The following is a 23,189-nucleotide window of genomic DNA, read 5'->3' as shown; positions in this document are numbered from 1 at the left end:
AATTGATGTCCGGCACGCTAGCAAAGCGAGCCCGGTGCGACAATCCATGACATGGCGTGAGGCGAACAGGAAGCGCTGGATGGGACATTTCTGATTGAACGTTTGCAGTCTCGACGCTGGAGCAATGTTCTGTGACCATCCCTCCACACCATTTCATTCACCAAAGGGGCCGGTTTGCCCCTGCTATGACTGGCAAGGACGCGGAACATGGGTTTCCTGATACTCTCCCGCCGAGAAGGCGAAGGCATCACCCTGTCCCTCAAGGCCGACTACCCGGCGGAGGAACTGATTCGGCAATTGCGCGAAGGCGGCATCCGGATCCTGGTCACCGATATCATCGGCAACCAGGCCCGGGTCGGGATCGAGGCGCCGCGTGGCGTCCTGATCGTTCGCGACGAGTTGAAGACGGCACCGAAAGGCTGACGAACGGTAGAAAGTAAAAGCCCCGCGGTCGCGGGGCTTTTCCACATCGGCTTCGGCAAGCATGCCGATCAACGATGCTTGTGCTTGCGGTGTTTCTTGCCGCGGTGACCGCTGTCGTTGTCCTTGCCCAGGTTGTTACCGACCGCGCCACCCGCTGCGCCGCCGAGGCCTGCACCTATGGTCGCGCCGGTGCTGCCGCCCAGCTTGTTGCCGATCACCGAACCGCCGGCCGCGCCTAGCCCGCCACCCAGGGCTGCTTCGGTCTTGCGCCCGTCCTTGGCGGTCATCGCGCCGCCGGCCGCGCCACCTAGGCCGGCACCTATGGCCGCACCGGTGCTACCGCCGATGGCGTTGCCCACGACGTTGCCCAGGGCGCCGCCCACGCCGCCGCCCACGGCGGTCTTGGTGGAGTCGCCGGCGAACGCGGCTTGTGCGCCCAGCAGGCCGAACGCGATTACCAGGAGAGATTTACGCATCGTGCGTGCCTCATCGTTGAATCAGGAGGGAAATACGGTCGTTCGCACAAAGGCCGGACCATCAGGCCCGGCCTTTGCATCGTGGGGAGCGGAGGAATCAGTCGTCGTAGTAGCGACGATGATGCTTATGGCGCTTCCACTTCTTGTACCGGCCATAGTGATGGCCGTTGTCATGCCGGTAATAGCCATCGCGATAGCCGGCGCGGCGGTAGTAGCGACGGTCGCGGTAGTCGTCATCGTCGTCGTAGCGGCGGTTGCCGTCGCCATAATGGTTGCCCAGCGCGCCGCCGCCGGCGCCGCCGAGGGCCGCGCCGATCAGGCCACCGGTGCTGCCACCGATCTGCCGGCCGATGACGTTACCGCCTGCGGCACCGAGGCCGCCGCCGATCGCCGCTTCGGTCTTGTTACCGCGTCCGGCGCCGACTGCACCGCCCGCAGCGCCACCGATGCCGCTACCGATCGCGGCGCCAGTGCTGCCGCCGACCGCATCGCCGACGACCGAACCCAACACCCCGCCCAAGGCGCCGCCGATGGCCGCGCGGGTGTTGTCGCCTGCGAAGGCGGTACCACCGACCAGACTCAGGGACAACAGGAATATCGAGGAATACTTCATAGAGAGTTTCTCTCTGTGGGGATGACGGCTGCGATGCTGGGGTTGGCCCAAACCGCTGACAAGCGACAGCCGACGATTGGTAGAACAAACTCGAAATATTCCAAGTGCTTGTTTTTTATGGGGAACTTTCTTCGGCGGAGGCGGTCTTAAACCGAATGCGAAACGCGATTTCAGGGTCGAAATCGGTATTTTTGCTGGCGGGATGCTGGCCATTCTAACGCCGACGAGCGGCCTGCCTTCAAGGCCTTTCATCGACTTTTTCCTTAAGACGCCGCCTCCTGTTGCAGGAGGCGGCGTTTTTCGTGGGCTTCAGATAATGCGCCCGTCGCCCGTGGCCTTTTCCAGGCGTACCGCGATGAACTTCGAAGTCGGCGTATGGCTGCCGACGCCGACGCTCTCCAGCGGCACCAGGGGATTGGTTTCCGGGTAGTAGGCGGCTGCCTGGCCGGCCGGGATGTCGAAGGCGAGCAGGGTGAAGCGGCGTACCCGGCGTTCGATGCCATCGCTCCACAGCGAGACCAGGTCGACCTTGTCGCCCGGCTGGTAGCCCAGGCGGCGGATATCCGCCTCGTTGGCGAATACCACTTCGCGCTGGCCCTTCACTCCGCGATAGCGATCGTCCAGGCCGTAGATGGTGGTGTTGTACTGGTCATGGGAGCGCAGGGTCTGCAGGATCAGGTCGGGTTCGAGGCCGCTGTCGCGTACCTGTGCCGGCAACAGGTCGCGGGGCAGCGGGTTGGCGACGAAGTTGGCCTTGCCGCTGGCGGTGTTCCAGCGCCGTTCGCCGGCGGCGTTGCCGAGGTAGAAGCCGCCGGGATGCCGGACGCGGCGGTTGAAGTCGGCGAAACCGGGGATGGTGTCGGCGATCAGCTCGCGGATGCGCTCGTAGTTGGCGATCAGCGCGTCCCAGTCCACCGGATGGTTGCCCAGGGTTGCCTTGGCGATGCCGGCGATGATCGCCGGCTCCGAACGCATCTGCTGCGAGAGCGGCTCCAGTTGCCCGTAGGACGCGTGGATCATGCTGAACGAGTCTTCCACCGTGACCGCCTGCGGGCCTTCGGCCTGGCGGTCGATGTCGGTGCGCCCCAGGCAGGGCAGGATCAGTGCGTCGCGGCCGGTGGTCAGGTGGCTGCGGTTGAGCTTGGTGCTGATGTGCACGGTCAGGTCGCATGACGCCAGGGCGGCGTGGGTGCGCAGACTGTCCGGGGTGGCCTGGGCGAAATTGCCGCCCAGGCCGATGAAGACCTTCGACTTGCCGGCGAGCATCGCGGCGATCGCCTCGACGGCGTTGTGCCCGTTGTGGCGTGGCACTTCGAAGCCGAAGCGCCGTTCCAGTGCGTCGAGCAGCGCCGCCGGCGGCCGCTCGTTGATGCCCATGGTGCGGTCGCCCTGCACGTTGCTGTGGCCGCGGACCGGGCAGAGACCGGCGCCCGGGCGGCCCAGGTTGCCGCGCAGGAGTTGCAGGTTGACGATTTCCTGGATGATCGCCACCGAATGATGGTGCTGGGTGATGCCCATCGCCCAGCAGACGATGACCCTGTTCGCCCGCCGGTACATCCGCGCAGCCTGCTCGATTTCCGCCAGGCTCAGCCCGGACTGGCGCTCCAGGTGTTCCCAGGGGGTGGCATCCAGTTCGGCCAGGTAGGCCTCGAGGCCGTCGGTGTGCTCGGCGATGAAGGCGTGGTCGAATACCGGCTCGCCGCCCTCGGCCTGGGCGTCGCGCTCCCAGGCGAGGAGGAACTTGGCGATCCCGCGGATCGCCGCCATGTCGCCGCCCAGTGCCGGACGGAAGAACGCGGTGTTCAGCGGCGAGGAGCCGTTGGTCAGCATTTCCAGCGCATTCTGCGGATGCTGGAAGCGCTCCAGGCCGCGCTCCTTGAGAGGGTTGAAGCAGACCACCTGGGCGCCGCGCTTCACTGCTTCGCGCAGCGGCTCGAGCATGCGCGGGTGGTTGGTGCCGGGGTTCTGCCCAAGGATGAAGATCGCGTCGGCGTGTTCGAAGTCGTCGAAGGTCACGCTGCCCTTGCCGACCCCGACGCTGCGGCCCAGTGCCACGCCGCTGGCCTCGTGGCACATGTTCGAGCAGTCGGGGAAGTTGTTGGTGCCGAACGCGCGGACGAACAACTGGTAGAGGTAGGCCGCCTCGTTGCTGGCCCGCCCAGAGGTATAGAACTCCGCCTGGTCGGGGCTATCCAGGCGTCGCAGGTGCTCGGCGACCAGGGCGAAGGCGGCGTCCCAGGTGATCGGCTGGTAGTGGTCGCTGAGCGGGTCGTAGCGCATCGGTCCGGTGAGGCGGCCCTGGTATTCCAGCCAGTAGTCGCTCTGTTCGCGCAGGGCGCTGACGCTGTAACGGGCGAAGAACGCCGTGTCGACGCGGCGCTTGGTGGCTTCCCAGTTGACTGCCTTGGCACCGTTCTCGCAGAACTTCACCCGGCCGTCTTCCGGCGAGTCGCCCCAGGCGCAGCCGGGGCAGTCGAAACCGCCGTTCTGGTTGGTCTTGAGCAGGGCGCGGAGGTTCTTGAACGGCTGTTTGCTGTCCAGCCAGAAGTGCGCCACGCTGCGCAGCGCGCCCCAGCCGGCGGCGGCACCGGCGTAGGGCTTGTAGCGGGGTTGGAGAGGTTGCAGGCTCATGACGGACTCACTCGGTTGCGGCCGGCGCCGGGCTGTAGACCCGCGGGGCACTGTGATGGGGCTGGTGGATCAGGTTCAGTTGGTGGCGGCGCGCCCATTGCACGGTCAGGGCGGTTGGCGCGGAGAGGCTGACCAGGGTGCCGATCCCGGCGCGTACGGCCTTGTGGATAAGCTCCAGGCTGCAGCGGCTGGTGACCACGGCGAAGCCCTGCGCAGCATCCAGTCCCTGTCCATGCAGGGCGCCGATCAGCTTGTCGAGGGCGTTGTGGCGGCCGATGTCCTCGCGACACAGGCGCAGCTCGCCATGCTCGTCGAAATACAGCGCGGCATGCAGGGCGCCGCTATGGCGCGCCAGTCGCTGGGCCTGCTCGATACGCTGGCGCAGGGCGCCGAGATGGACGGCGGGAGGCAGCGCCTGCGACGACCGCTCCGGCAGTTGCGGCAGCGCCTGCTCCAGGGCTTCGACGCCGCACAGGCCGCAGCCTGACGTGCCGGCCAGTTGCCGGCGCTGGCGCTTGAGGTTCCAGAATGCGCGGCTGCTGATCTCGACCTCGGCGTGGAGGGATTCGCCCTGGCCGCTGACGCGGATTTCATAGATTTCGTCGATGGCCTGTACGAAGCCACTGCTGAGGCTGAAGCCGCGGACGAAATCCTCGATGTCCTCGGGCGAGGCCATCATCACCGCCTGGTTCAGTCCGTTGTAACTGATCGCCAGGGCACACTCGGCGGCAAGGGAGGCCTGGCCGATCTGCTGCGGCAGGTGCAGGTCGGCGTAGCGGTAAACGTCGGGAACGGCGGAAGGCGCCCAGGTATCGGCGGATACCGGGCATGCAGGCTGGCAAGGCATGGGCTGGGCCCTATCGTTCTAGGTGTGGAGCCAGCCTAGGCCTGTCGCGGAGCGGCGTCTAATCGGTTGTGCCGATACCCTGATCGACAGGGTCTATCAAGCCGGCGGGCGCCAGCCAGGTCCGGGCCTCCTCGAAGCAGGCTTCGGCCAGCGCCGAGCGCGGCTGTCCGCTGCGAATGATCAGGCCGAGCGCTGCCAGGGTATGGGCGTCCTCGATGGGGACCAGGCGCAACTCGTCGTCGACTTCGCTGCCCAACGGCATGATCGCGCAGCACAAGCCACGCTGCACCGCCTGCAGCAGTTGCTGCACCGAGTCGGTTTCCAGGCGCGCGATGGGGCTCAGCCCGCGGCTGCGGAAGTTGTGGTCGATGGATTGGCGGAAGTGCATGCCCGCCGAGAGCAGGCCCAGCGGCAGGCCAGCCAGCGCATCCCAGTTCAGCAGCGCGGCGTCGAGCGGGAAATGGCTGGGGTGATGGAGCAGGCCCATGCGGGTCTCCGCCAGTTCGATGCCCTCGAAATGGCTGCGGTCCAGACGGTCCAGATAAGAGACGCCGAGATCGAACTGGTTGCGCGCCAGGCCTTCGAGTACCTGTTCCGAACTCAGGGAATAGAGCTGGAAACGCAACTCCGGGTGGCGCCCGGCCATGTGCTGGACCAGGCGCATCGGGTCGAAGCTGGCCAGCGGCACCACACCCAGGCGCAGGGTCCCGACCAGTTGCCCGCGGCAGGCGGCGGCTTCCGCGTACAGCCCTTCCTGGGCCGCCAGCAGGCTACGTGCCCAGGCCAGTACGCGCTCGCCGGCCTCGGTGAAGCCTTCGAAGCGCTGGCTGCGTCGCACCAGTTCCAGGCCGAGTTCTTCCTCCAGGCTGCGCAGGCGCATGGACAGGGTCGGCTGGGTGACGTGGCAGCGTGCGGCGGCCTGGCCGAAGTGGCGGGTTTCGTCGAGGGCGCAGAGGAATTTCAGTTGCTTGATGTCCATCGGCGCTTCCGTGGCGGGGGTGTCGCCGAATCTTAACGCGAATGGGCGCAGTGTTATGGGGTGGCGAAGGAGGCTAGGGATATTTCGCCGGTTTTTGCAGTCTAGACTTGGCTAGTCGCGGATCGGGATTGCGCCGGCCGCTTGCAACCGTAACCGTAAAGGGAGAACCAAAGATGGGTATTTTCGCGTTCGTGAAGGAAGCCGGTGAAAAGCTGTGGGATACGCTGACGGGGCATGAGGCACAGGCGGCCGAGTCGCTGAAGGAGCACGTCGCCAAGGTCGGCCTGGGCAACCCGAACATCCAGGTTTCGGTGGAAGGCGACAAGGTCATCGCCTCGGGCGAGGTGGCCAGCCAGGAGGAGAAAGAGAAGATCCTGCTGGCGCTGGGCAACGTCGCCGGCGTCTCCTCGGTGGAAGACAAGATCACCGTGGCCCAGGCCGCTCCGGAGGCGCGCTTCGTCACCGTGAAGAAAGGCGACACCCTGAGCGCCATCGCCAAGGCCGAATACGGCAATGCCAACGCCTACATGAAGATCTTCGAGGCCAACAAGCCGATGCTCAGCCATCCGGACAAGATCTACCCCGGCCAGGTCCTGCGCATTCCCGAGTGATCCCGGCGTTTCGCCAACCCCGCCCGCGTGGCGGGGTTTTCGTTTCCGCGGCTACGGCAGTCCTTCGAGCAGCCGCCGGTAGTCCTCCTGGGCAGCGAACTCCTCGGTGTCCCGGACCTGGCCACGGCTGTCCGGGTGGCGTACCGCCAACAGGTGGGCGACACCATAGGCGCGGGCGCTGCGCAGGATCGGCAGGCTGTCGTCGATGAACAGGCTGCGCTGCGGGTCGAAGCCGAAATCGGCTTGCAGGGCGCTCCAGAAGCGCGCGTCCTCCTTCGGGTAGCCGTAGTCGTGGGAGCTGATCAGTCGGTCGAAATAGGGCGCCAGTTCGATCCGTTCCAGCTTCAGCGACAGCGAGTCGCGGTGCGCGTTGGTGATCAGCGCCACGCGCTTGCCGGCCTGGCGCAGGGCGGCGAGGAAGGTATCGGCGTGCGGACGCAGCGAGATCAGGTGCGCCACCTCGTGCTTGAGTTCGCGGATCGACAGGTCCAGCTCCCGGCTCCAGAAATCCAGGCAGTACCAGTTGAGCTGGCCAGCGTGTTCGCGGAACAGCGGCTCGAGCACGGCATCGGCTTCGGCGCGACTCAGGCCGTTGCGTTCGGCATAGCGCTGGGGCAGGTGTTCCAGCCAGAAGTGGTTGTCGAAGTGCAGGTCGAGCAGGGTGCCGTCCATGTCGAGCAGCACGGTGTCGATGGCGGACCAGGGCAGGGTGGGCATGGCGGCTCTTGTCGCGGTTCGTCGCGATCGATGCGGAAATCTGTCGCTTCCCATCAATCTCCGACAGGGATAATCGGAAAAGCCGGGGTATGATAACCCGCCGGCTTCGCCAAGGAGTTATCCACATGCGTCAGAAACCCACCGTACTCGCCAGCGAGATCGTCGCGAAGAGCCGACTGTTCGCTGTCGAGGAGTTGCAACTGCGCTTCAGCAATGGCGTCGAGCGCACCTACGAGCGTCTGGTCGGCAAGGGCCAGGGCTACGGTGCGGTGATGGTGGTGGCCATGCTCGATGCCGAGCACGCGGTGCTGGTGGAGGAATATTGCGCCGGGGTCGACGAATACCAGTTGTCGCTGCCCAAGGGCCTGGTCGAGCCGGGCGAGGACATCCTCGCGGCGGCCAACCGCGAACTCAAGGAGGAAGCGGGCTACGGGGCCCGGCAACTGGAGCACATCACCGAACTGTCGCTGTCGCCGGGCTACATGAGCCAGCGCATCCAGGTGGTGCTGGCGCGCGATCTCTACGAGGAGCGCCTGCCGGGCGACGAGCCGGAGCCGATGGGCGTCGATCGCATCAGCCTGCGCGAACTCTCGAGCCTGGCCCAGCACGCCCAGTTCAGCGAAGGCCGCGCCCTGGCCGCGCTGTACCTGGTGCGCGACCTGCTCAGCCAGCGCGGCGAGTACCAGGCATGAGGCCGGTGCCTTGGGGCGAATTGGTGGCGTTGGTGCGGCGCGCCGGCGAGGCGATCCTGCCGCACTGGCGCGCCAACGTGGCGGTGCGCTCGAAGGCCGACGAATCGCCGGTGACTGCCGCCGACCTGGCCGCGCACCATATATTGGAGGCGGGATTGCGGGCGCTGGCGCCGGACATTCCGGTGCTTTCCGAAGAGGATTGCGAGATACCGCTGAGCGAGCGCGGCCACTGGCGGCGCTGGTGGCTGGTGGACCCGCTGGACGGCACCAAGGAGTTCATCTCCGGTAGCGAGGAGTTCACCGTCAACGTGGCCCTGGTCGAGGATGGCCGGGTGCTGTTCGGCCTGGTCGGCGTGCCGGTGAGCGGCCGCTGCTACTACGGTGGCGCCGGTCTTGGTGCCTGGCGCGAGGAGGCCGATGGCGGCGCGCAACCGATCAGTGTGCGCCTGGAGCCCGAGGAGGCCTTCACCGTGGTGGCCAGCAAGCGCCACGGCAGCCCGGCCCAGGAGCGCCTGCTGGATGGCTTGAGCGAGCGCTTCGGCGACCTGCGGCGAGCCAGCATCGGCAGTTCGCTGAAGTTCTGCCTGCTGGCCGAGGGCGCTGCCGACTGCTATCCGCGCCTGACGCCAACCTCGCAATGGGACACGGCCGCCGCCCAGGGTGTGCTGGAAGGCGCCGGCGGCGAGGTGCTCGACCTGCATGGCGCGCCATTCACCTACGAGCCGCGCGAGGACTACCTCAACGGCTCCTTCCTGGCCCTGCCGCGCGCTGCCGAGTGGCGCAGCGAACTGATCCAACTGGCGCGCGCGCTGCACTGAAACGAAAAGGCCCGGTCTTCTAGCCGGGCCTTTGCCGTTGTGGCGGCGCTCAGTCGAGCATGTCGCTGAAACGCGCGTCCTTCTTGTATACCAGCGGCTGGCTGAAGCCGGGCACCGTCACCTGTTCGGCGCTGACCTCGATGGCGTGCTCGTCGATCAGGTCCTGGCCGAAGTTGTAGATGATCTCCAGGTCGCCCTGCAGCGCGCGCTGGTCGTAGGCGCGGGCGGCGGCGCGGGTCTGCTCGCGCTTCTCGACGTAGGCGGCGAAGGCCGCTTGGCCATGGCGCTTGCGCAGCATCTTCTCGGCGATTCGCGGCGACAGCACCACGCCGCTGGCGTTGTTGCCGCCGAAGCCCTTGGAGTTGATGAAGCATACCTCCAGCGGCTTGTCCTGGCGCATGTCGCGATTGGAGATGCTCAGGCGCTGCTGGTGGACGTCGTCGGCGACCTTGTCGATGGTCTTGATCCCAGGGAGGATGCCGTACTTGAACGTGCCTAGGGCGGAGATCAGCTGGTCGGCGCTGGCGGTGGCCAGGGAGTGGCCGACGTAGGCCTTCACCGCGGTGACCGGCCAGCCGTCGATGCCGAAGGCGCTGGCCACGCGGTCGAGGATTTCCGATTCGGTGACCCGGTTGGCCGGCGTGCTGGAGCCGTGGGCGTGGACGAAGCTGGCGTGGCGCACGGTGTCCAGGCCGACGATCTGCACCGCGCTGGCCACCGCCTTGGCTACCGTCAGGTAGTTGCCCGGGCCGGGGGCGGAGATGGACTTCTTGAAACCGTCGGCGTTGATGAACACGTCGGTTACCGCGCCGTGGATATCCGCGCCCAGACGCAGGGCCAGTTCGTCGTCCATCAGCACTACGTACTGGCTGGACTCGGCCAGGGTGAAGCCGCAGTTCTCGCCGAACGGCCGGCTGGCGCGGCGGAAGTCCACGTCGTCGCGGCCTTCGATCAGGCGCAGGCCTTCTTCGGTGGCCAGCGCGCCCATGGCACTGTAGCCCTCGATGCACTCCGGCAGGATCGGCGCCTCGCTGTTGCCGACGATGACCACCCGGGCCTGGCCGCTGGTGATGACGTCGATACCCTTCTGCAGGTTGTAGAGGAAGGTGGCGCAGGCGCCTGTGATGCTGCCGGTCATGCCGACGCTGCCGAGCACGTAGGCATTGATGAAATCGGTGGGCATGCTGTTGAAGCCCAGCGGCAGTTGCTTGGCCGAGACCCGGTGGCCCTTCAGGCGGGATTGCATCAGGCCGCCGAAACCGTTGTCGTCGAGCTGGCTCATGATGCTGCCGGAGAATACCGCGATCTCGTCGGGCTGGACGTTGTCGACGATGGTCTTCCAGTCGATGCCGGTGGAGCGGATCGCGTCGGTCGCGGCGACCACCGACATCTGCAGGCCTCGCGGGTGGAAGCGCGAGTTGTACAGCTCGCCCGGTTCGAAACCGGTGGGCAACTGGCCGGCGGACTTCACCGTCAGCGCACGGTAGCTGTCCACCTTGAACTCGCAGCGCTCGTGGATGCTCACCAGCACCTCGCCGTCCTCCGCGGGAGCGATCGACCAGTTGGCCGGCAGCGGCTCGGGCAGTTGCTTGGGCGAGGCCTTGAAGGTCAGCGCCTGGCCTTCGGCAGGGGACAGCTCGAGGACCTTGTGCCAGTGGACTGCATCCGGGTCGAGGTACTGCGGTTCGATGCGTCGCACCAGGGTAGAGGCGAAGATGCGTTCGGCGTAGCGCCGCTCGATGTCCTCCGGGGACAGCGGCGTGCCGTCTTCGGCCAGGTAGCGGCCGCCTTCGGCCTTGACCAGTTTCATCATGACCGCCAGGCCGGCTAGGGTTTCCTGGCGCGCCTGCGGGTCCATCGATTCGATGACCATGCGACGGAAGCCGTGGTGGAAGGAACTACGGCCTGCTGCGTTGTAGCCACCGAAACCAACAATGACCGGTAGTCGAGACATCACTCAGAAACTCCTTCGAATAGTCGTTCGCGTGCCGGGCTGCTGCCTGGTCCGGAGCGGGAAGCGCGTGGCGGCGATGGCGGCCTTTCCCGTCGGCGAGGCGAGCTTCACGGACCCGGGCACGAGCCAGTGGCCGTTGAAATGATCAGGGTGACTATGCTGACGTGAATCATGACTATCGAGTCACGTATTTTCCTACTGAATACCGCGTTGCGTGGGCTTTCCACAAGTGCTGGCGGTCTGCCGTGGGGGGATTGACGCCCATGGCCGGGCTGTTGGCAGAGGTGGGGCGTAGGCGAGTGTTGCGGGACTTGCTTGAAAGTCCGCGCGCAGAGGCGTGGCGCTATCCACCTTTCGCCCGATGCCGGCAGAGGAGAATGAAGAAGGGCCGCGAAGCGGCCCTGTGGGTGGTGTATCAGCGGTACTCGATGCCCGCCTTGCGCGTGCTGACCCGTGTTCCCGCCTTGCCCTCGGTGATTGCGACGATGTCCGCGAGCGAACCGATCACCGCGTCCTTGCCGGTGGCGCGGGCGAACTCGATGGCGGCCTGGACCTTCGGACCCATGGAGCCGGCGGCGAAGCCGAGGCGCTCCAGTTCGTCCGGGTGGGCCTGGGCGATGGCCTTCTGGGTCGGCTTGCCCCAGTCGACGTAGGCCGCGTCGACGTCGGTGGCGATGATCAGGATGTCGGCCACCAGCTCCTGGGCCAGCAGCGAGGAGCAGAGGTCCTTGTCGATCACCGCCTCGACGCCGCTGAGCTTCTTCCCGGCCTCGTCGTACATGGTCGGGATACCGCCGCCGCCAGCGCAGATGACGATGGTGCCTTTCTCCAGCAGCCACTTCACCGGGCGGATCTCGAAGATCCGCTTCGGCCGCGGGCTGGGCACCACGCGGCGGAACTTGTCGCCGTCCGGGGCGATGCTCCAGCCCTTCTCGGCGGCCAGGCGCTCGGCTTCTTCCCTGGAGTAGACCGGGCCGATCGGCTTGGTCGGGTTCTGGAACGCCGGATCCTTACCGTCCACCTCGACCTGGGTGAGGATGGTGGCGAACGGCACTTCGAACGGCAGCAGGTTGCCCATTTCCTGTTCGATCATGTAGCCGATCATGCCCTCGGTTTCCGCGCCGAGGACGTCCAGCGGGTAGGGCGAGACCTTGTCGTAGGCGGCACCCTGGAGGGCCAGCAGGCCGACCTGGGGGCCGTTGCCGTGGGCGATCACCAGCTCGTTGCCGGGCGCCACCTTGGCGATCTGTTCGGCGGCGATCCGCACGTTTTCCCGCTGGTTGTCCGCGGTCATGGGTTCGCCACGGCGTAGCAGGGCATTACCGCCCAATGCGACGACGATACGCATATCGGTTACCTCCGGAAGGCGGCTGCGCCCGGCCGCGTGGGCCGGGGCGCAGGAGCGCGGTCAGATGTCGGCGAGGGTCGAGACGAGGATCGCCTTGATGGTATGCATGCGGTTCTCGGCCTGCTCGAAGGCGATGTTGTAGGGCGACTCGAAGACGTCCTCGGTCACCTCGATGCCGTTGGCCAGGTTCGGATACTGCTCGGCGATCTGCTTGCCGACCTTGGTCTCGCTGTTGTGGAACGCCGGCAGGCAGTGCATGAACTTGGCCCGCGGGTTGCCGGTGGCCTTCATGATCTCCATGTTGACCTGGTAGGGCAGCAGTTCCTTGATCCGCTCGCCCCAGGCTTCCACCGGCTCGCCCATCGACACCCAGACGTCGGTGTGGACGAAGTCCACGCCCTTCACGGCTTCCTTCGGATCCTCGGTGAGGGTCAGCTTGGCGCCGCTTTCCTCGGCGAATTTCTTGCACTGGGCGACGAACTCGTCGTGCGGCCAGAGCGCCTTCGGTGCGGCGATGCGTACGTCCATGCCGAGCTTGGCGCCGATCAGCAGCAGGGAGTTGCCCATGTTGTTGCGCGCGTCGCCCAGGTAGGCGTAGCTGATGTCGTGCAGCGGCTTGTCGCTGTGCTCGCGCATGGTCAGCACGTCGGCGAGCATCTGGGTCGGGTGGTATTCGTCGGTCAGGCCGTTGAACACCGGAACGCCGGCGAACTTCGCGAGTTCCTCGACGATTTCCTGCTTGAAGCCGCGGTACTCGATGGCGTCGTACATCCGGCCGAGGACCCGCGCGGTGTCCTTCATGCTCTCCTTGTGGCCGATCTGCGAGGAGTTCGGGTCGATGTAGGTGACGTTGGCGCCCTGGTCGTAGGCGGCCACCTCGAAGGCGCAGCGGGTGCGGGTGGAGGTCTTCTCGAAGATCAGGGCGATGTTCTTGCGTTGCAGGTGCTGCTGCTCGGTGCCGGTGTACTTGGCGCGCTTGAGGTCGCGGGACAGGTCGAGCAGGTAACGCAGCTCGCGGGTGCTGTGGTGCATCAGGCTGAGCAGGTTACGGTTGTGCATGTTGAAAGCCATGATTGATCTCCTTGTGGGAAGTCGGTGGGCGGCGCCCCTCCTGGGGACGCCGCCGTTCAGCTCGAGAGAGGGTTGTCTGTCAGTAGTCGATCGGGTCGCGGACGATCGGGCAGGTCATGCAGTGGCCGCCGCCGCGACCGCGACCCAGTTCGCTGGCGCTGATGGTGATGACCTCGACGCCGGCCTTGCGCAGCAGGGTGTTGGTGTAGGTGTTGCGGTCGTAGCCGACCACCACGCCCGGCTCCAGGCAGACCACGTTGTTACCGTCGTCCCATTGCTCGCGCTCGGCGGCGAAGCTGTTGCCGCCGGTCTCGACCACGCGCAGTTTCTTCAGGCCGAGGGATTCGGCGACCACTTCGAGGAAGGTTTTCTCCTCGCGGCGGATGTTCATGCCGTAGGGGCTGCTCGGATCGGGGCGCAGGCTGAAGGGCACGATTTCCTTGACCACTTCCGGGAAGACCGTGACCAGGTCGCGGTCGCAGAAGCTGAACACGGTGTCCAGGTGCATCGCGGCGCGGGACTTCGGCAGGCCGGCGACGATCACCCGCTCGGCGGCGCCCTTGGCGAACAGCGACTGGGCGACCTGACCGATGGCCTGGCGCGAGGAGCGCTCGCCCATGCCGATCAGGACCACGCCGTTGCCGATCGGCATCACGTCGCCGCCTTCCAGGGTCGAGGAGCCGTGGTCCTTGTCCGGGTCGCCGTACCAGATCTCGAACTCGGCGTTGGCGAACTCGGGGTGGAACTTGTAGATGGCGGTGGTCAGCAGGGTTTCCTGTCGTCGCGCCGGCCAGTACATCGGGTTCAGGGTCACGCCGCCGTAGATCCAGCAAGTGGTGTCGCGGGTGAACTGGGTGTTCGGCAACGGCGGCAGCAGGAAGCTGGAATGGCCCAGGTACTCGCGGTACATCTTGAGGATGTTGGCGCCTTCGCTGGCGGGCAGGTCGTCAGCGGCGACGCCGCCGATCAGGTACTCGGCCAGCTTGCGCGGCTCCAGGCTCTCCAGCCAGGAGCGCAGCTCGCTGGTCAGGCCCAGGCCGACGCTGTCGGCGGTGATCTTGCGATCGAGGATCCACTTCAGCGCTTCCGGGTTCTGGATGGTCTCGGTCAGCAGGTTGTGCATCTCGAGGACGTCGATGCCGCGCTCGCGCATCTTGGTGACGAAGTCGAAGTGGTCGCGCTTGGCCTGGTTCACCCAGATCACGTCGTCGAACAGCAACTCGTCGCAGTTGCTAGGGGTCAGGCGCTGGTGGGCGAGTCCGGGCGAGCAGACCATCACTTTGCGCAGTTTGCCGGCTTCGGAGTGGACGCCAAGTTTGGTTTTTTCCGTGCTCATTTCACGTCTCCAGTGGAGTAATCAGAGGGTGAGGAAACCGTCGTAGAGGCCGTAGGCAGCCACCAGGGCGCCAATGACGACTGCGGCGAAGATCAGTTTTTCGATTCCGGTGAAGATCGGCTGGCCGACCTCGTGCTTGGCCTTGGCGAAGAGGATCGCGCCGGGCGCATACAGCAGGGCGGACAGCAGCAGGTACTTCAGGCCACCGGCGTAGAGCAGCCAGACCGCGTAGACCACAGCGATGCCGGCGATGACCAGGTCCTTGCTGCGTTCGCGGGCATCGTTCTCGTAGGTCTCGCCCTTCAGGGTCAGCAGCAGGCCATAGGCGGCGGACCAGAAGTACGGGATCAGGATCATCGAGGTGGCCAGGAGCAGCATCTTGGTGTACGGGTCCATGCCGTCCGGGTCGCCCGAGGTGAAGAACACCACCACCAGGAACACCTGTACGCAGATGTTGGTCAGCCACAGGGCGTTGGCCGGCACCTGGTTGGCGTTCTCGCGGCGCAGGAACTCCGGCATGGTGTGGTCCTTGGCCGCGGCGAACATGATCTCGGCGCACAGCAGCACCCAGGAGAGCAGCGCGCCCAGCAGCGAGATCAGCAGGCCGACGCTGATCAGCACGGCGCCCCAGTGGCCGACCACATGCTCGAGTACCAGCGCCATCGACGGGTTCTGCAGCTTGGCCAGTTCCGGCTGGGTCATCACGCCCATGGACAGCACGTTGACCAGCACCAGCAGGAGCAGGACGGTGATGAAGCCGATCACGGTGGCCTTGCCGACGTCGGAACGTTTTTCCGCGCGGGAGGAGAAGATGCTCGCGCCCTCGATGCCGATGAACACCCAGACGGTGACCAGCATCATGTTGCGCACCTGGTTCATCACGCTGCCCAGGTCCGGGTTGCTCTTGCCCCAGATGTCGGCGGTGAAGATGTCCAGCTTGAAGGCGAACAGGCAGATCAGGATGAACAGGAACAGCGGCACGATCTTGGCCACGGTGGTGACGGTGTTGATGAACGCCGCTTCCTTGATCCCGCGCAGCACCAGGAAGTGCAGGGCCCAGAGCAGGACCGAGGCGCAGACGATCGCGGCGACGGTGTCGCCCTTGCCGAAGATCGGGAAGAAGTAGCCGAGGGTGCTGAACAACAGGACGAAGTAGCCGACGTTGCCCAGCCAGGCGCTGATCCAGTAGCCCCAGGCCGAGGAGAAACCCATGTAGTCGCCGAAGCCGGCCTTGGCGTAGGCGTACACGCCGCCGTCGAGTTCGGGCTTGCGGTTGGCGAGGGTCTGGAAGACGAAAGCGAGGGTGAGCATGCCGACGGCGGTGATCGCCCATCCGATCAGGACGGCGCCGACGTCGGCGCTGGCTGCCATGTTTTGCGGAAGGGAGAAGATGCCCCCTCCGATCATCGAGCCGACAACCAGAGCCGTTAGCGCTCCTAGTCGGAGTTTTTGGCTGGATTCTTGGGACATTTTCGGAATCTCCCTATAGGAATTGAGAGTGAAGCCATTAGGCGGCAGCGGCTATTGTTGAATGCTGATCCACGTCAATAGCTTCCTACTCAAAGTAATTAGATGACGCATTCCTGTAAGTCGCGAGTGCCAAAGATAGAAGAGGAATCTAAGACCTGCCCGCAATCGGGCGGTTTTTTCATGTGATAAGGGAAGTCTTGCCATCCGCTACGGGGAAAGCTTGAAATTGCTCGAAATCGGGCTATAAGCCGCGGATCAAGCCGGATCGTTGATGCCGATCAATGAATTTCGCGAGACGGTATTCTGACTTTTGGAGGGGGGCTCGCCAGCTTGTTGGCGGTCCGCCGAAAAACCGCCACGGTTTGCCAGAGAAGTGTTTCAGTATTTCGGTGTAGGTGCTTTTTTATTTATAAGTAAAAATAATTTTCCGCTCTCATCAAAGAACGAAAAAGCACAAGGACAGAAATGAAGAAGCCCGGCGTTCGCCGGGCTTCTTCATTTGGGCTTCAGGGTATGAAGACCGCTGGGGGGACGGGATCGCCGCCCACCCGCCGCGCGTGCTGGCGCACGTCGGCACAGGGGGAAGGGGCCGCCATCCGGTTCGTGGCCGAAGGGCGCGGTTCGCCGGGCGAACCGAAAGCCGGTGCCAGGGGCACTGCGAGCGATTGAGCAAGCGGCGTGCCAGCCATCGACAGGTGGCCCGGCCCGTCAACTGCGGGACACGGGCCTGCGGCATGAGCGGATTTTTGCCGAAGGCCCGAGCGCAGGGCGGGGTTTTCCGCCGTCGTTACCGTTCCGTCAGCTCATCCCCAGCCAGTTCGGCAATGCCATGGATACCGCCGGGATGTAGGTCACGATGATCAGGAACACCAGCAGGATCATCAGCCACGGCAGCGCCGCGCGGATGGTCGCGCCCAGCGGCATGCCGGTGACCGCCGAGGTGACGAACAGGTTGAGGCCGACCGGCGGGGTGATCAGGCCGATCTCCATGTTCACCACCATGATGATGCCGAGGTGGATCGGATCGATACCCAGCTCCATGGCGATGGGGAAGAAGATCGGTGCCAGGATCAGGATGATCGCCGAGGGCTCCATGAAGTTGCCGGCGATCAGCAGCACGATGTTCACCACCAGCAGGAACATCCACGGCGACAGCCCGAGGTCGGTGACCCAGGCGGCGATACTCTGCGGAATCTGCTCGGTGGTCAGCACATGGGCGAAGAGCATGGCGTTGGCGATGATGAACATCAGCATGATGGTCAGCTTGCCGGACTCCAGCAGCACCTTCGGGCACTCTTTCAGGCGCATGTCCTTGTACACGAACAGCGCCACGAACGCCGAGTACACGGCCGCGACGGCGGCAGCCTCGGTTGGGGTGAAGGCGCCCGAATAGATGCCGCCGAGAATGATCACCATCAGCAGCAGGCCCCAGAGCGCCTTGCGCGCGCTGGCGATCCATTCGCGAAGGCTGACTCTCGGCATGGCTGGCAGCTTCTTGACCCGGGCGACGATGTAGATCACCACCATCAGGATCAGGCCCAGCAATAGTCCGGGGACCACGCCGGCCATGAACAGCTTGCCGACCGAGGTTTCGGTCGCCGCGGCATAGACCACCATGACGATCGACGGTGGGATGAGGATGCCCAGGGTGCCGGCGTTGCAGACGATCCCGGCGCCGAACGCCTGTGGGTAGCCCGAACGGACCATGCCGGCGATGGCGATCGAGCCGACCGCCGCCACCGTCGCCGGCGAGGAACCGGACAGCGCGGCGAAGAGCATGCAGGCGAGCACCGCGGCGATCGCAAGGCCGCCGCGAATATGCCCGACGCAGGCGTTGGCGAAGTCGATCAGGCGCCGCGCCACCCCGCCGGTGGTCATGAACGCGCCGGAGAGCAGGAAGAACGGGATCGCCAGCAGGGTGTAGTGCTCGGAGGTCTCGAACAGCTTGATCGCCAGCGAGCGTACCGAGTCCGGGCTGAACAGGAGGATCGTCAGCGCACCGGAGAGCCCCAGGGAGACGGCGATCGGCACGCCGATGAACATCAGCAGGAACAGCAGCAGGAAGAGGAACAGGATGGTCATGCTTTCGGCTCCTCGTGCTCGGTCAGCTTCAGCGCGTCGGCGGCCTCGTCGGCCAGGCCCAGGCCGGTCTGACGGTTGCGCAGGATGCGCACGAGGATCTCGGCGAAACGGATGAACACCAGGGCGAAACCGACCGGCACGATCAGGCCGATGTGCCATTGGCGGATGCCGAAGTGGTCGAGGTCCTCGGCGCCGATGCCGGCGATGAACAGGGTCTTCACCCAGTCGTAGCTGGCCACGCAGAGCAGGCCGGCGTAGCCGAGGCAGGCCAGGCAGGCGATCACGCCGAGGACCCGCTGTACCGGCCGCGAAGCCAGCTTCACCAGCACGTCCACGCCGAGGTGCCCGGCGGTGCGTACGCCGTAGGCGATGCCGAGGAAGATCAGCCAGGCGAACAGGGCCTTGGTCAGGGCGTTGCTCCAGGTCATCTCCTGGGCCAGGCTGAGGATGGCGTCGCCGATGGCGAGCAGCGTCTCGTTGCCGCCCTCCCAGAGGTCGGCGAGATCGTAGAACAGCGTGTAGAGGTTATTGAGGACTACATAAACGAAGGTAACCAGCGTCATGGCGGCGAGGAGGAAGGCGATCAGGCCTTCCTCCAGGCGCGCCCAGACGCGCGCGAGCGCGTGCATGGGCTTTCCCTCTTCTTCTTATTGAGCCTGGTTGGCGGCTTCGGCGGCCTTGATCAGGTCGGCGCCGATCTCACCTTCGAACTTCTTCCACACCGGCTGCATGGCCTTGCGCCATTCGGCCCGCTGTTCGGGAGTGAGTTCGATGATCTCGCTGGTCTTGGCCTCGACGATGCGCTGCTTGTCGCCCTGGTTGAGCGCCTCGGCCTGCTTGTTCACCTCCACGGTCACCTCGTCCATGGTCTTGGCCAGAACGCCGCGCACGTCTTCCGGCAGGCCGTTCCAGAACTTGGTGTTGGTGATCACCATGTAGTCCAGCACGCCGTGGTCGGATTCGGTGATGTACTTCTGCACTTCGTGCATCTTCTGCGAGTAGATGTTCGACCAGGGGTTCTCGGTACCGTTGACCACGCCGGTCTGCAGGCCCTGGTAGACCTCGGCGAAGCTCATCTTGCGCGGGTTGGCGCGCACCGCCTTGAACTGTTCCTCGAGCACCTTGGAGGCCTGCACGCGGAACTTCAGGCCGCGGGCGTCCTTCGGCTCGCGCAGGGGCTTGTTGGCGGACAGTTGCTTCATCCCGTTGTGCCAGTAGCCGAGGCCGGTGATGCCCTTGTCCTGCATCGAGGTCAGCAACTCCTTGCCCTGCGGGCTCTGCTGGAAGCGGTCGACCGCCTGGATGTTGTCGAACAGGAACGGCAGGTCGAAGATCTGCAGTTTCTTGGTGTACTGCTCGAACTTGGCCAGCGACGGCGCGATGATCTGCACGTCGCCCAGCAGCAGGGCCTCCATTTCCTTGCCGTCGCCGAACAGCGACGAGTTCGGGTAGACCTCCACCTTGACCTTGCCCGGCAGGCGTTCCTCCACCAGTTTCTTGAACAGCAGCGCGCCCTGGCCCTTGGGCGTGTGCTCGGCGACGACGTGGGAGAACTTGATGACGATCGGGTCGGCCGCCTGGACGATTCCGGCGACGGTCAGGGAAAGTGCGCAGACGAGCGCCTTCGCGGTGTGCTTGAGCATGAGACTTCCTCTTTGTTCTTGTCTGTCTTTTATGAAGAGGACAGATGTCCTCTCGGCGTGGCCGAACAAGGGAAGTCTAGGCAGCGCAGCGGCAGATGCTGCGTGAATCGGAAAAGCGCCTGGTCTTCTGCTTGTTGGAACGCTCGGGAAGCAGTGAGCAAGCCCTGTGCCAGTCGGGCAAGGGCGTGCAGGGGAGATGCTGCGGGCGCGAATGGCGAACGGCTGGCGGTATTCCGCCATTCATTCGCCATCATCTGGCGGATTCTCGCCAGGCGTGTTGAACGGCAGGCCGTGCTTGCGCAGCTTGTCGTGCAGGGTCTTGCGCGGGATACCGAGGGCCTCGGCGACGCTGCGCAGCGAATTGTGCGGGCGTTCCAGCTCGGCGGCGATCAGCGAGCGTTCGAAGGCCTCGACCTTGGCGCTGAGGTTGTGCGGCTCGTCGGCGGCGTCGGGCAGGACTCCGTCGTCCAGGCTCAGGCCGAGGCCCAGGGCGAAGCGCTCGGCGGCGTTCTGCAATTCGCGCACGTTGCCCGGCCAGTCGTAGGCCAGCAGCCGCGCCGACTGGCCGGCGTCCAGTTCGCGTGGCGTCAGGCCATGGCGCATGGCGCCGGCTTCGGCGAAATGGCGGAACAGCAGCGGGATGTCCTCGCCGCGCTCGCGCAGCGGTGGGATGCGCAAGCTGGCGACGTTGAGGCGGTAATAGAGGTCGGCGCGGAAGCGGCCCTGGTCGGCGGCCTGGCGCAGGTCTTCCTTGGTTGCCGCGATGATGCGGATATCCAGCGGGATCAGCTGGTTGGAGCCGAGCCGCTCGACTACCCGTTCCTGCAGCAGGCGCAACAGCTTGACCTGCACGTCCAGGCTCATGCTCTCGATCTCGTCGAGGAACAGGGTGCCGCCATTGGCGTACTCGAACTTGCCGATGCGGCGCTTCTGCGCGCCGGTGAAGGCGCCGGCCTCGTGGCCGAACAGTTCGCTCTCCACCACCGATTCGGCGAGAGCGCCGGCGTTGATCGCGACGAACGGTCCGTCGCGCCGGCTCGACAGGTCATGCAGGGCCCGCGCGACCACCTCCTTGCCGGCGCCGGTTTCGCCAAGGACCAGCACGTCGGCCTGGATCGCCGCCAGCGAGCCGACCTGCTCGCGCAGGCGCTGCATGCCGGCCGAGCGTCCGATCAGGCGCCCATGCAGTTCGTGGCGTTCGGCCAGGGCCAGGCGCAGGGTGCGGTTCTCCAGGACCAGCCGGCGCACCTCCAGGGCGCGGCGCACGCTGTCGAGCAGGGCGTCGCTGGGGAAGGGCTTTTCCAGGAAGTCATAGGCGCCGCCGCGCATGGCCTGGACCGCCAGCGGCACGTCGCCGTGGCCGGTGATCAGGATCACCGGCAGGTCGGCGTCCTGTTCGTGCAATTGGCGGAGCAGTTCCATGCCATCGATGCCGGGCATGCGGATGTCGCTGACCACCACCCCGGGCCAGTCCTTGCACTGCGCGGTATCCAGCTGGCGCGCGTCGTCCAGGGTCGCGACCTTGAGCCCGGCGAGGTCGAGCGTCTGGCGCAGGGCCTGGCGCAGGTGCGGATCGTCGTCGATCAGCAGGACCTGGGTCTGGGCATCGAATGGCGCGAAGGGACTCATGCGCGGGTTTCCTCCTGGGGCATGGCGGCGACGCCGGGAACTCCCGGCAGCAAGTGCAGGCGCACCACGGCGCCGCCTTCGAGATGGTTGCCCATTTCCAGGCGGCCGCCGAGGGCGCGCAATAGGTTATCGCAGATGGCCAGGCCGAGGCCGAGCCCTTTGGCGGTGGTCTTGGTGGTGAAGAAGGGTTCGTGGGCGTGGGCCAGGGCGTCCTCGGAAAACCCCGGGCCGTTGTCGCGCAGGGTCAGGATCACGCCGTGCTGGTCCTGGCTGGCGATCACCCACAGGCGCCGCGGCGGAGCTTTCTCGGCGAGCGCGTCGAGGGCATTGGTGAGCAGGTTGCCGAGGATCTGCCGCAAGCGGGTCTCGCCGGCCTGGACCCACAGCGGGGCGTCCGGCACGTCGCGCAGCAGTTCGACGTTCATCGCCCGCCGCCGACTGGCGAGCATCGACAGGGCGTCCTCGATCGCCGGCTGCAACTGCACGTTCTCCGGCGCCCGGCGCGCACCGCGGGCATAGGCCTTGAGGTGGGCGATGATCGAGGCCATGCGGGTGGTGAGGTCGCTGATCTGCTCGAGATTGCCGCGGGCGTCCTCGGTGCGCTGGTGGTCGAGCAGCACCCGGGCGTTGTCGGCGTAGCTGCGGATCGCCGCCAGCGGCTGGTTGAGTTCGTGGCTGATGCTCGCCGACATGGTGCCGAGGGCCGTGAGCTTGCCGGCCTGGACCACTTCGTCCTGGGCGCGCATCAGCTCGCGCTGGGCCTGCTCGCGTTCGTGGACTTCCTGCTGCAACTGCGCGTTGGCGTTCTCCAGCTCGCGGGTGCGTTCCAGTACGCGCTCTTCCAACTGGCGCTTGGCCTCGGCCTCGAGAGCGATGCGGTCCAAGTAGTGACGGCGGCTGAGGGTCAGCAGGGTAAGCAGCAGGAGCAGGGCGAGCAGGGTCGCGCCGCCGATCAGCAGGACGCTGCGCACCGGCCGTTCGATGAGGGTGCGGGGGGCGTAGATGCTCACCGTCCAGCCGGTTTCCGGCAGCGTCCGGCTCTGGCTGAGCCAGGCGCTCTGTTGCAGGCGCAGGGGCTTCGGGTCCTGCACCGGGTAGGGGATGTTGGCGTGGATCTCGTCGCGCTCCGCCGCGCTCAGCGGCCGACTGGCATGGAAGCGCCAATCCTCGCGCGAGGAGAGGATCACCACGCCGTAGTTGTCTATCACCAGCAGTTGCTCCGGGGAATTGCCCCAGAGCCGTTCGATGTGTTCGAGATCGACCTTCACCACCAGCACGCCGATGATCCGCGAGCCTTCCTTCACCGCACTGGCGAAGTAGTAGCCGCGCTTGATCGAGGTGGTGCCCAGGCCGAAGAAGCGCGCCAGGCGGCCCTGCATGGCCTCGCGATAATAGGGGCGGAAGGCGAAGTTGCGGTGGACGAAACTGTCCGCCTGGGCCCAGTTGGAGGCGACCTGGGTGGTGCCGTCCGGTTGCAGCAGGTAGATCACGTCGGCGCCGGTGCGTCGGCGGATGTCGGCCAGCGCCTCGTTGGCGATCTTCTGCAGCAGCGGGTCGCCAGGTTGTTGCAGGGCCTGGCGCAGCACCGGCAGGCCGCCGAGGATCTGCGGCAGTTCTTCGTAGCGGCGCAGCGTGCCGAGCAGGTTGGCGACGTAGAGGTCGAGCGTCTGGCGGTTCTGCTCGGCCAACTGCTCGCTGTAGTAGCGCTCGGCGAAATATTGCAGGGGCCAGAGCAGCGGCGCGAGAAGCAGGGCGAGGATGACCAGCGAGCGCCAGCGATGGAAATAGGCTTTCAAGACGAACGAACCTGCCGTGGCTGCGAGTATCCGGGGCATCCCGGACGGGATGC

20 protein-coding genes are annotated in these 23,189 nt (G+C 65.7%); 4 read left to right on the top strand and 16 right to left on the bottom strand.

The features are described 5' to 3' along the window. Positions 1-207: 207 nt before the first annotated feature. A complete protein-coding gene (locus VQ067_RS28350) occupies positions 208-423 on the top strand; it encodes a carbon storage regulator (RefSeq protein ID WP_003096222.1) in 216 nt (71 codons plus the stop codon). A gap of 68 nt (positions 424-491) precedes the next feature. On the opposite strand, the gene VQ067_RS28345 is transcribed toward VQ067_RS28350, so the two are convergent. From VQ067_RS28345 to VQ067_RS28325, 5 genes are all read right to left on the bottom strand, one after another. Then, positions 492-899: a glycine zipper domain-containing protein gene (locus tag VQ067_RS28345; RefSeq protein WP_003096219.1), complete on the bottom strand. Its 408-nt coding sequence runs from the start codon at positions 897-899 to the stop codon at positions 492-494. 97 nt (positions 900-996) lie between these two features. After that, positions 997-1,512: a hypothetical protein gene (locus VQ067_RS28340; protein ID WP_340080950.1), complete on the bottom strand. Its 516-nt coding sequence runs from the start codon at positions 1,510-1,512 to the stop codon at positions 997-999. Between the two features lie 309 nt (positions 1,513-1,821). Next, entirely contained in the window at positions 1,822-4,143 is a 2,322-nt protein-coding gene (locus tag VQ067_RS28335) for an FdhF/YdeP family oxidoreductase (RefSeq protein WP_033937898.1), read from the bottom strand. Between the two features lie 7 nt (positions 4,144-4,150). After that, positions 4,151-4,990, bottom strand: a complete 840-nt coding sequence (gene fdhD / locus VQ067_RS28330) for a formate dehydrogenase accessory sulfurtransferase FdhD (RefSeq protein ID WP_033991286.1) — start codon at positions 4,988-4,990, stop codon at positions 4,151-4,153. Positions 4,991-5,048: 58 nt separating this feature from the next. Then, positions 5,049-5,969: a LysR family transcriptional regulator gene (locus VQ067_RS28325; protein WP_003096212.1), complete on the bottom strand. Its 921-nt coding sequence runs from the start codon at positions 5,967-5,969 to the stop codon at positions 5,049-5,051. A gap of 173 nt (positions 5,970-6,142) precedes the next feature. Between VQ067_RS28325 and lysM the strand changes: the two genes are divergently transcribed. Next, complete coding sequence (lysM, locus tag VQ067_RS28320) at positions 6,143-6,580, top strand: peptidoglycan-binding protein LysM (protein ID WP_003096210.1); 438 nt, start codon at positions 6,143-6,145, stop codon at positions 6,578-6,580. 51 nt (positions 6,581-6,631) lie between these two features. Here the strand turns inward: lysM and yrfG are convergent, their stop codons facing one another. Then, positions 6,632-7,297, bottom strand: a complete 666-nt coding sequence (yrfG, locus tag VQ067_RS28315) for a GMP/IMP nucleotidase (RefSeq protein ID WP_003135990.1) — start codon at positions 7,295-7,297, stop codon at positions 6,632-6,634. A gap of 125 nt (positions 7,298-7,422) precedes the next feature. Between yrfG and nudE the strand changes: the two genes are divergently transcribed. Then, the gene (gene nudE / locus VQ067_RS28310; RefSeq protein WP_031686199.1) at positions 7,423-7,989 is read left to right on the top strand and encodes an ADP compounds hydrolase NudE; all 567 of its coding nucleotides are present in this window, start codon (positions 7,423-7,425) and stop codon (positions 7,987-7,989) included. Beyond that, positions 7,986-8,807 carry a 3'(2'),5'-bisphosphate nucleotidase CysQ gene (gene cysQ / locus VQ067_RS28305; RefSeq protein ID WP_031686198.1) on the top strand — a complete coding sequence of 274 codons (822 nt, stop codon included), beginning with the start codon at positions 7,986-7,988 and terminating at the stop codon, positions 8,805-8,807. Before nudE ends, cysQ begins: the two co-directional genes overlap by 4 nt. Positions 8,808-8,856: 49 nt before the next feature. Here cysQ and fabY read toward each other — a convergent pair whose 3' ends face one another. The 10 genes from fabY to dctB form a co-directional block, all read right to left on the bottom strand. Further along, positions 8,857-10,761, bottom strand: coding sequence for a beta-ketoacyl-ACP synthase FabY (gene fabY / locus VQ067_RS28300; protein ID WP_003114068.1), 1,905 nt, complete (start codon positions 10,759-10,761; stop codon positions 8,857-8,859). A 415-nt stretch (positions 10,762-11,176) separates the two neighbouring features. Continuing rightward, on the bottom strand, positions 11,177-12,109 hold the full coding sequence (arcC, locus tag VQ067_RS28295; RefSeq protein ID WP_003100033.1) for a carbamate kinase: 933 nt from the start codon (positions 12,107-12,109) through the stop codon (positions 11,177-11,179). A 60-nt stretch (positions 12,110-12,169) separates the two neighbouring features. Continuing rightward, positions 12,170-13,180 (bottom strand): ornithine carbamoyltransferase, encoded by a 1,011-nt coding sequence (locus VQ067_RS28290; RefSeq protein WP_003096197.1) that lies wholly within the window; start codon positions 13,178-13,180, stop codon positions 12,170-12,172. Positions 13,181-13,259: 79 nt separating this feature from the next. Beyond that, positions 13,260-14,516, bottom strand: a complete 1,257-nt coding sequence (gene arcA, locus VQ067_RS28285) for an arginine deiminase (protein WP_003111744.1) — start codon at positions 14,514-14,516, stop codon at positions 13,260-13,262. 21 nt (positions 14,517-14,537) lie between these two features. After that, positions 14,538-15,986, bottom strand: a complete 1,449-nt coding sequence (gene arcD, locus VQ067_RS28280; RefSeq protein WP_003141893.1) for an arginine-ornithine antiporter — start codon at positions 15,984-15,986, stop codon at positions 14,538-14,540. Between the two features lie 798 nt (positions 15,987-16,784). Then, a complete protein-coding gene (gene dctM / locus VQ067_RS28275) occupies positions 16,785-18,068 on the bottom strand; it encodes a C4-dicarboxylate TRAP transporter large permease protein DctM (RefSeq protein ID WP_003096192.1) in 1,284 nt (427 codons plus the stop codon). Continuing rightward, the gene (gene dctQ, locus VQ067_RS28270) at positions 18,065-18,697 is read right to left on the bottom strand and encodes a C4-dicarboxylate TRAP transporter small permease protein DctQ (protein WP_003096191.1); all 633 of its coding nucleotides are present in this window, start codon (positions 18,695-18,697) and stop codon (positions 18,065-18,067) included. The genes dctM and dctQ overlap by 4 nt, the downstream gene beginning before the upstream one ends. 18 nt (positions 18,698-18,715) lie before the next feature. Beyond that, positions 18,716-19,711, bottom strand: a complete 996-nt coding sequence (gene dctP / locus VQ067_RS28265; protein WP_003105525.1) for a C4-dicarboxylate TRAP substrate-binding protein DctP — start codon at positions 19,709-19,711, stop codon at positions 18,716-18,718. Positions 19,712-19,951: 240 nt separating this feature from the next. Beyond that, positions 19,952-21,340 (bottom strand): two-component system response regulator DctD, encoded by a 1,389-nt coding sequence (dctD, locus tag VQ067_RS28260; RefSeq protein ID WP_003096187.1) that lies wholly within the window; start codon positions 21,338-21,340, stop codon positions 19,952-19,954. Next, positions 21,337-23,175 (bottom strand): two-component system sensor histidine kinase DctB, encoded by a 1,839-nt coding sequence (gene dctB, locus VQ067_RS28255; protein WP_003141891.1) that lies wholly within the window; start codon positions 23,173-23,175, stop codon positions 21,337-21,339. The genes dctD and dctB overlap by 4 nt, the downstream gene beginning before the upstream one ends. Between the last annotated feature and the right edge of the window lie 14 nt (positions 23,176-23,189).

Origin of the sequence: Pseudomonas sp. KBN12P06040 (assembly GCF_037574965.1) — a bacterium.
In the GTDB taxonomy this organism is placed as follows: domain Bacteria; phylum Pseudomonadota; class Gammaproteobacteria; order Pseudomonadales; family Pseudomonadaceae; genus Pseudomonas; species Pseudomonas aeruginosa.
This window is presented reverse-complemented; position numbering and strand designations above follow the sequence as displayed.

Coding starts and splice junctions, on each gene's coding strand:
- VQ067_RS28290 (WP_003096197.1), bottom strand. CDS start 13,180: ATGGCTTTCAACATGCACAACCGTAACCTGCTCAGCCTGATGCACCAC.
- cysQ (WP_031686198.1), top strand. CDS start 7,986: ATGAGGCCGGTGCCTTGGGGCGAATTGGTGGCGTTGGTGCGGCGCGCC.
- dctB (WP_003141891.1), bottom strand. CDS start 23,175: ATGCCCCGGATACTCGCAGCCACGGCAGGTTCGTTCGTCTTGAAAGCC.
- dctM (WP_003096192.1), bottom strand. CDS start 18,068: ATGACCATCCTGTTCCTCTTCCTGCTGCTGTTCCTGCTGATGTTCATC.
- dctQ (WP_003096191.1), bottom strand. CDS start 18,697: ATGCACGCGCTCGCGCGCGTCTGGGCGCGCCTGGAGGAAGGCCTGATC.
- dctD (WP_003096187.1), bottom strand. CDS start 21,340: ATGAGTCCCTTCGCGCCATTCGATGCCCAGACCCAGGTCCTGCTGATC.
- dctP (WP_003105525.1), bottom strand. CDS start 19,711: ATGCTCAAGCACACCGCGAAGGCGCTCGTCTGCGCACTTTCCCTGACC.
- VQ067_RS28335 (WP_033937898.1), bottom strand. CDS start 4,143: ATGAGCCTGCAACCTCTCCAACCCCGCTACAAGCCCTACGCCGGTGCC.
- yrfG (WP_003135990.1), bottom strand. CDS start 7,297: ATGCCCACCCTGCCCTGGTCCGCCATCGACACCGTGCTGCTCGACATG.
- VQ067_RS28350 (WP_003096222.1), top strand. CDS start 208: ATGGGTTTCCTGATACTCTCCCGCCGAGAAGGCGAAGGCATCACCCTG.
- VQ067_RS28345 (WP_003096219.1), bottom strand. CDS start 899: ATGCGTAAATCTCTCCTGGTAATCGCGTTCGGCCTGCTGGGCGCACAA.
- fabY (WP_003114068.1), bottom strand. CDS start 10,761: ATGTCTCGACTACCGGTCATTGTTGGTTTCGGTGGCTACAACGCAGCA.
- fdhD (WP_033991286.1), bottom strand. CDS start 4,990: ATGCCTTGCCAGCCTGCATGCCCGGTATCCGCCGATACCTGGGCGCCT.
- VQ067_RS28340 (WP_340080950.1), bottom strand. CDS start 1,512: ATGAAGTATTCCTCGATATTCCTGTTGTCCCTGAGTCTGGTCGGTGGT.
- arcD (WP_003141893.1), bottom strand. CDS start 15,986: ATGTCCCAAGAATCCAGCCAAAAACTCCGACTAGGAGCGCTAACGGCT.
- arcC (WP_003100033.1), bottom strand. CDS start 12,109: ATGCGTATCGTCGTCGCATTGGGCGGTAATGCCCTGCTACGCCGTGGC.
- arcA (WP_003111744.1), bottom strand. CDS start 14,516: ATGAGCACGGAAAAAACCAAACTTGGCGTCCACTCCGAAGCCGGCAAA.
- VQ067_RS28325 (WP_003096212.1), bottom strand. CDS start 5,969: ATGGACATCAAGCAACTGAAATTCCTCTGCGCCCTCGACGAAACCCGC.
- lysM (WP_003096210.1), top strand. CDS start 6,143: ATGGGTATTTTCGCGTTCGTGAAGGAAGCCGGTGAAAAGCTGTGGGAT.
- nudE (WP_031686199.1), top strand. CDS start 7,423: ATGCGTCAGAAACCCACCGTACTCGCCAGCGAGATCGTCGCGAAGAGC.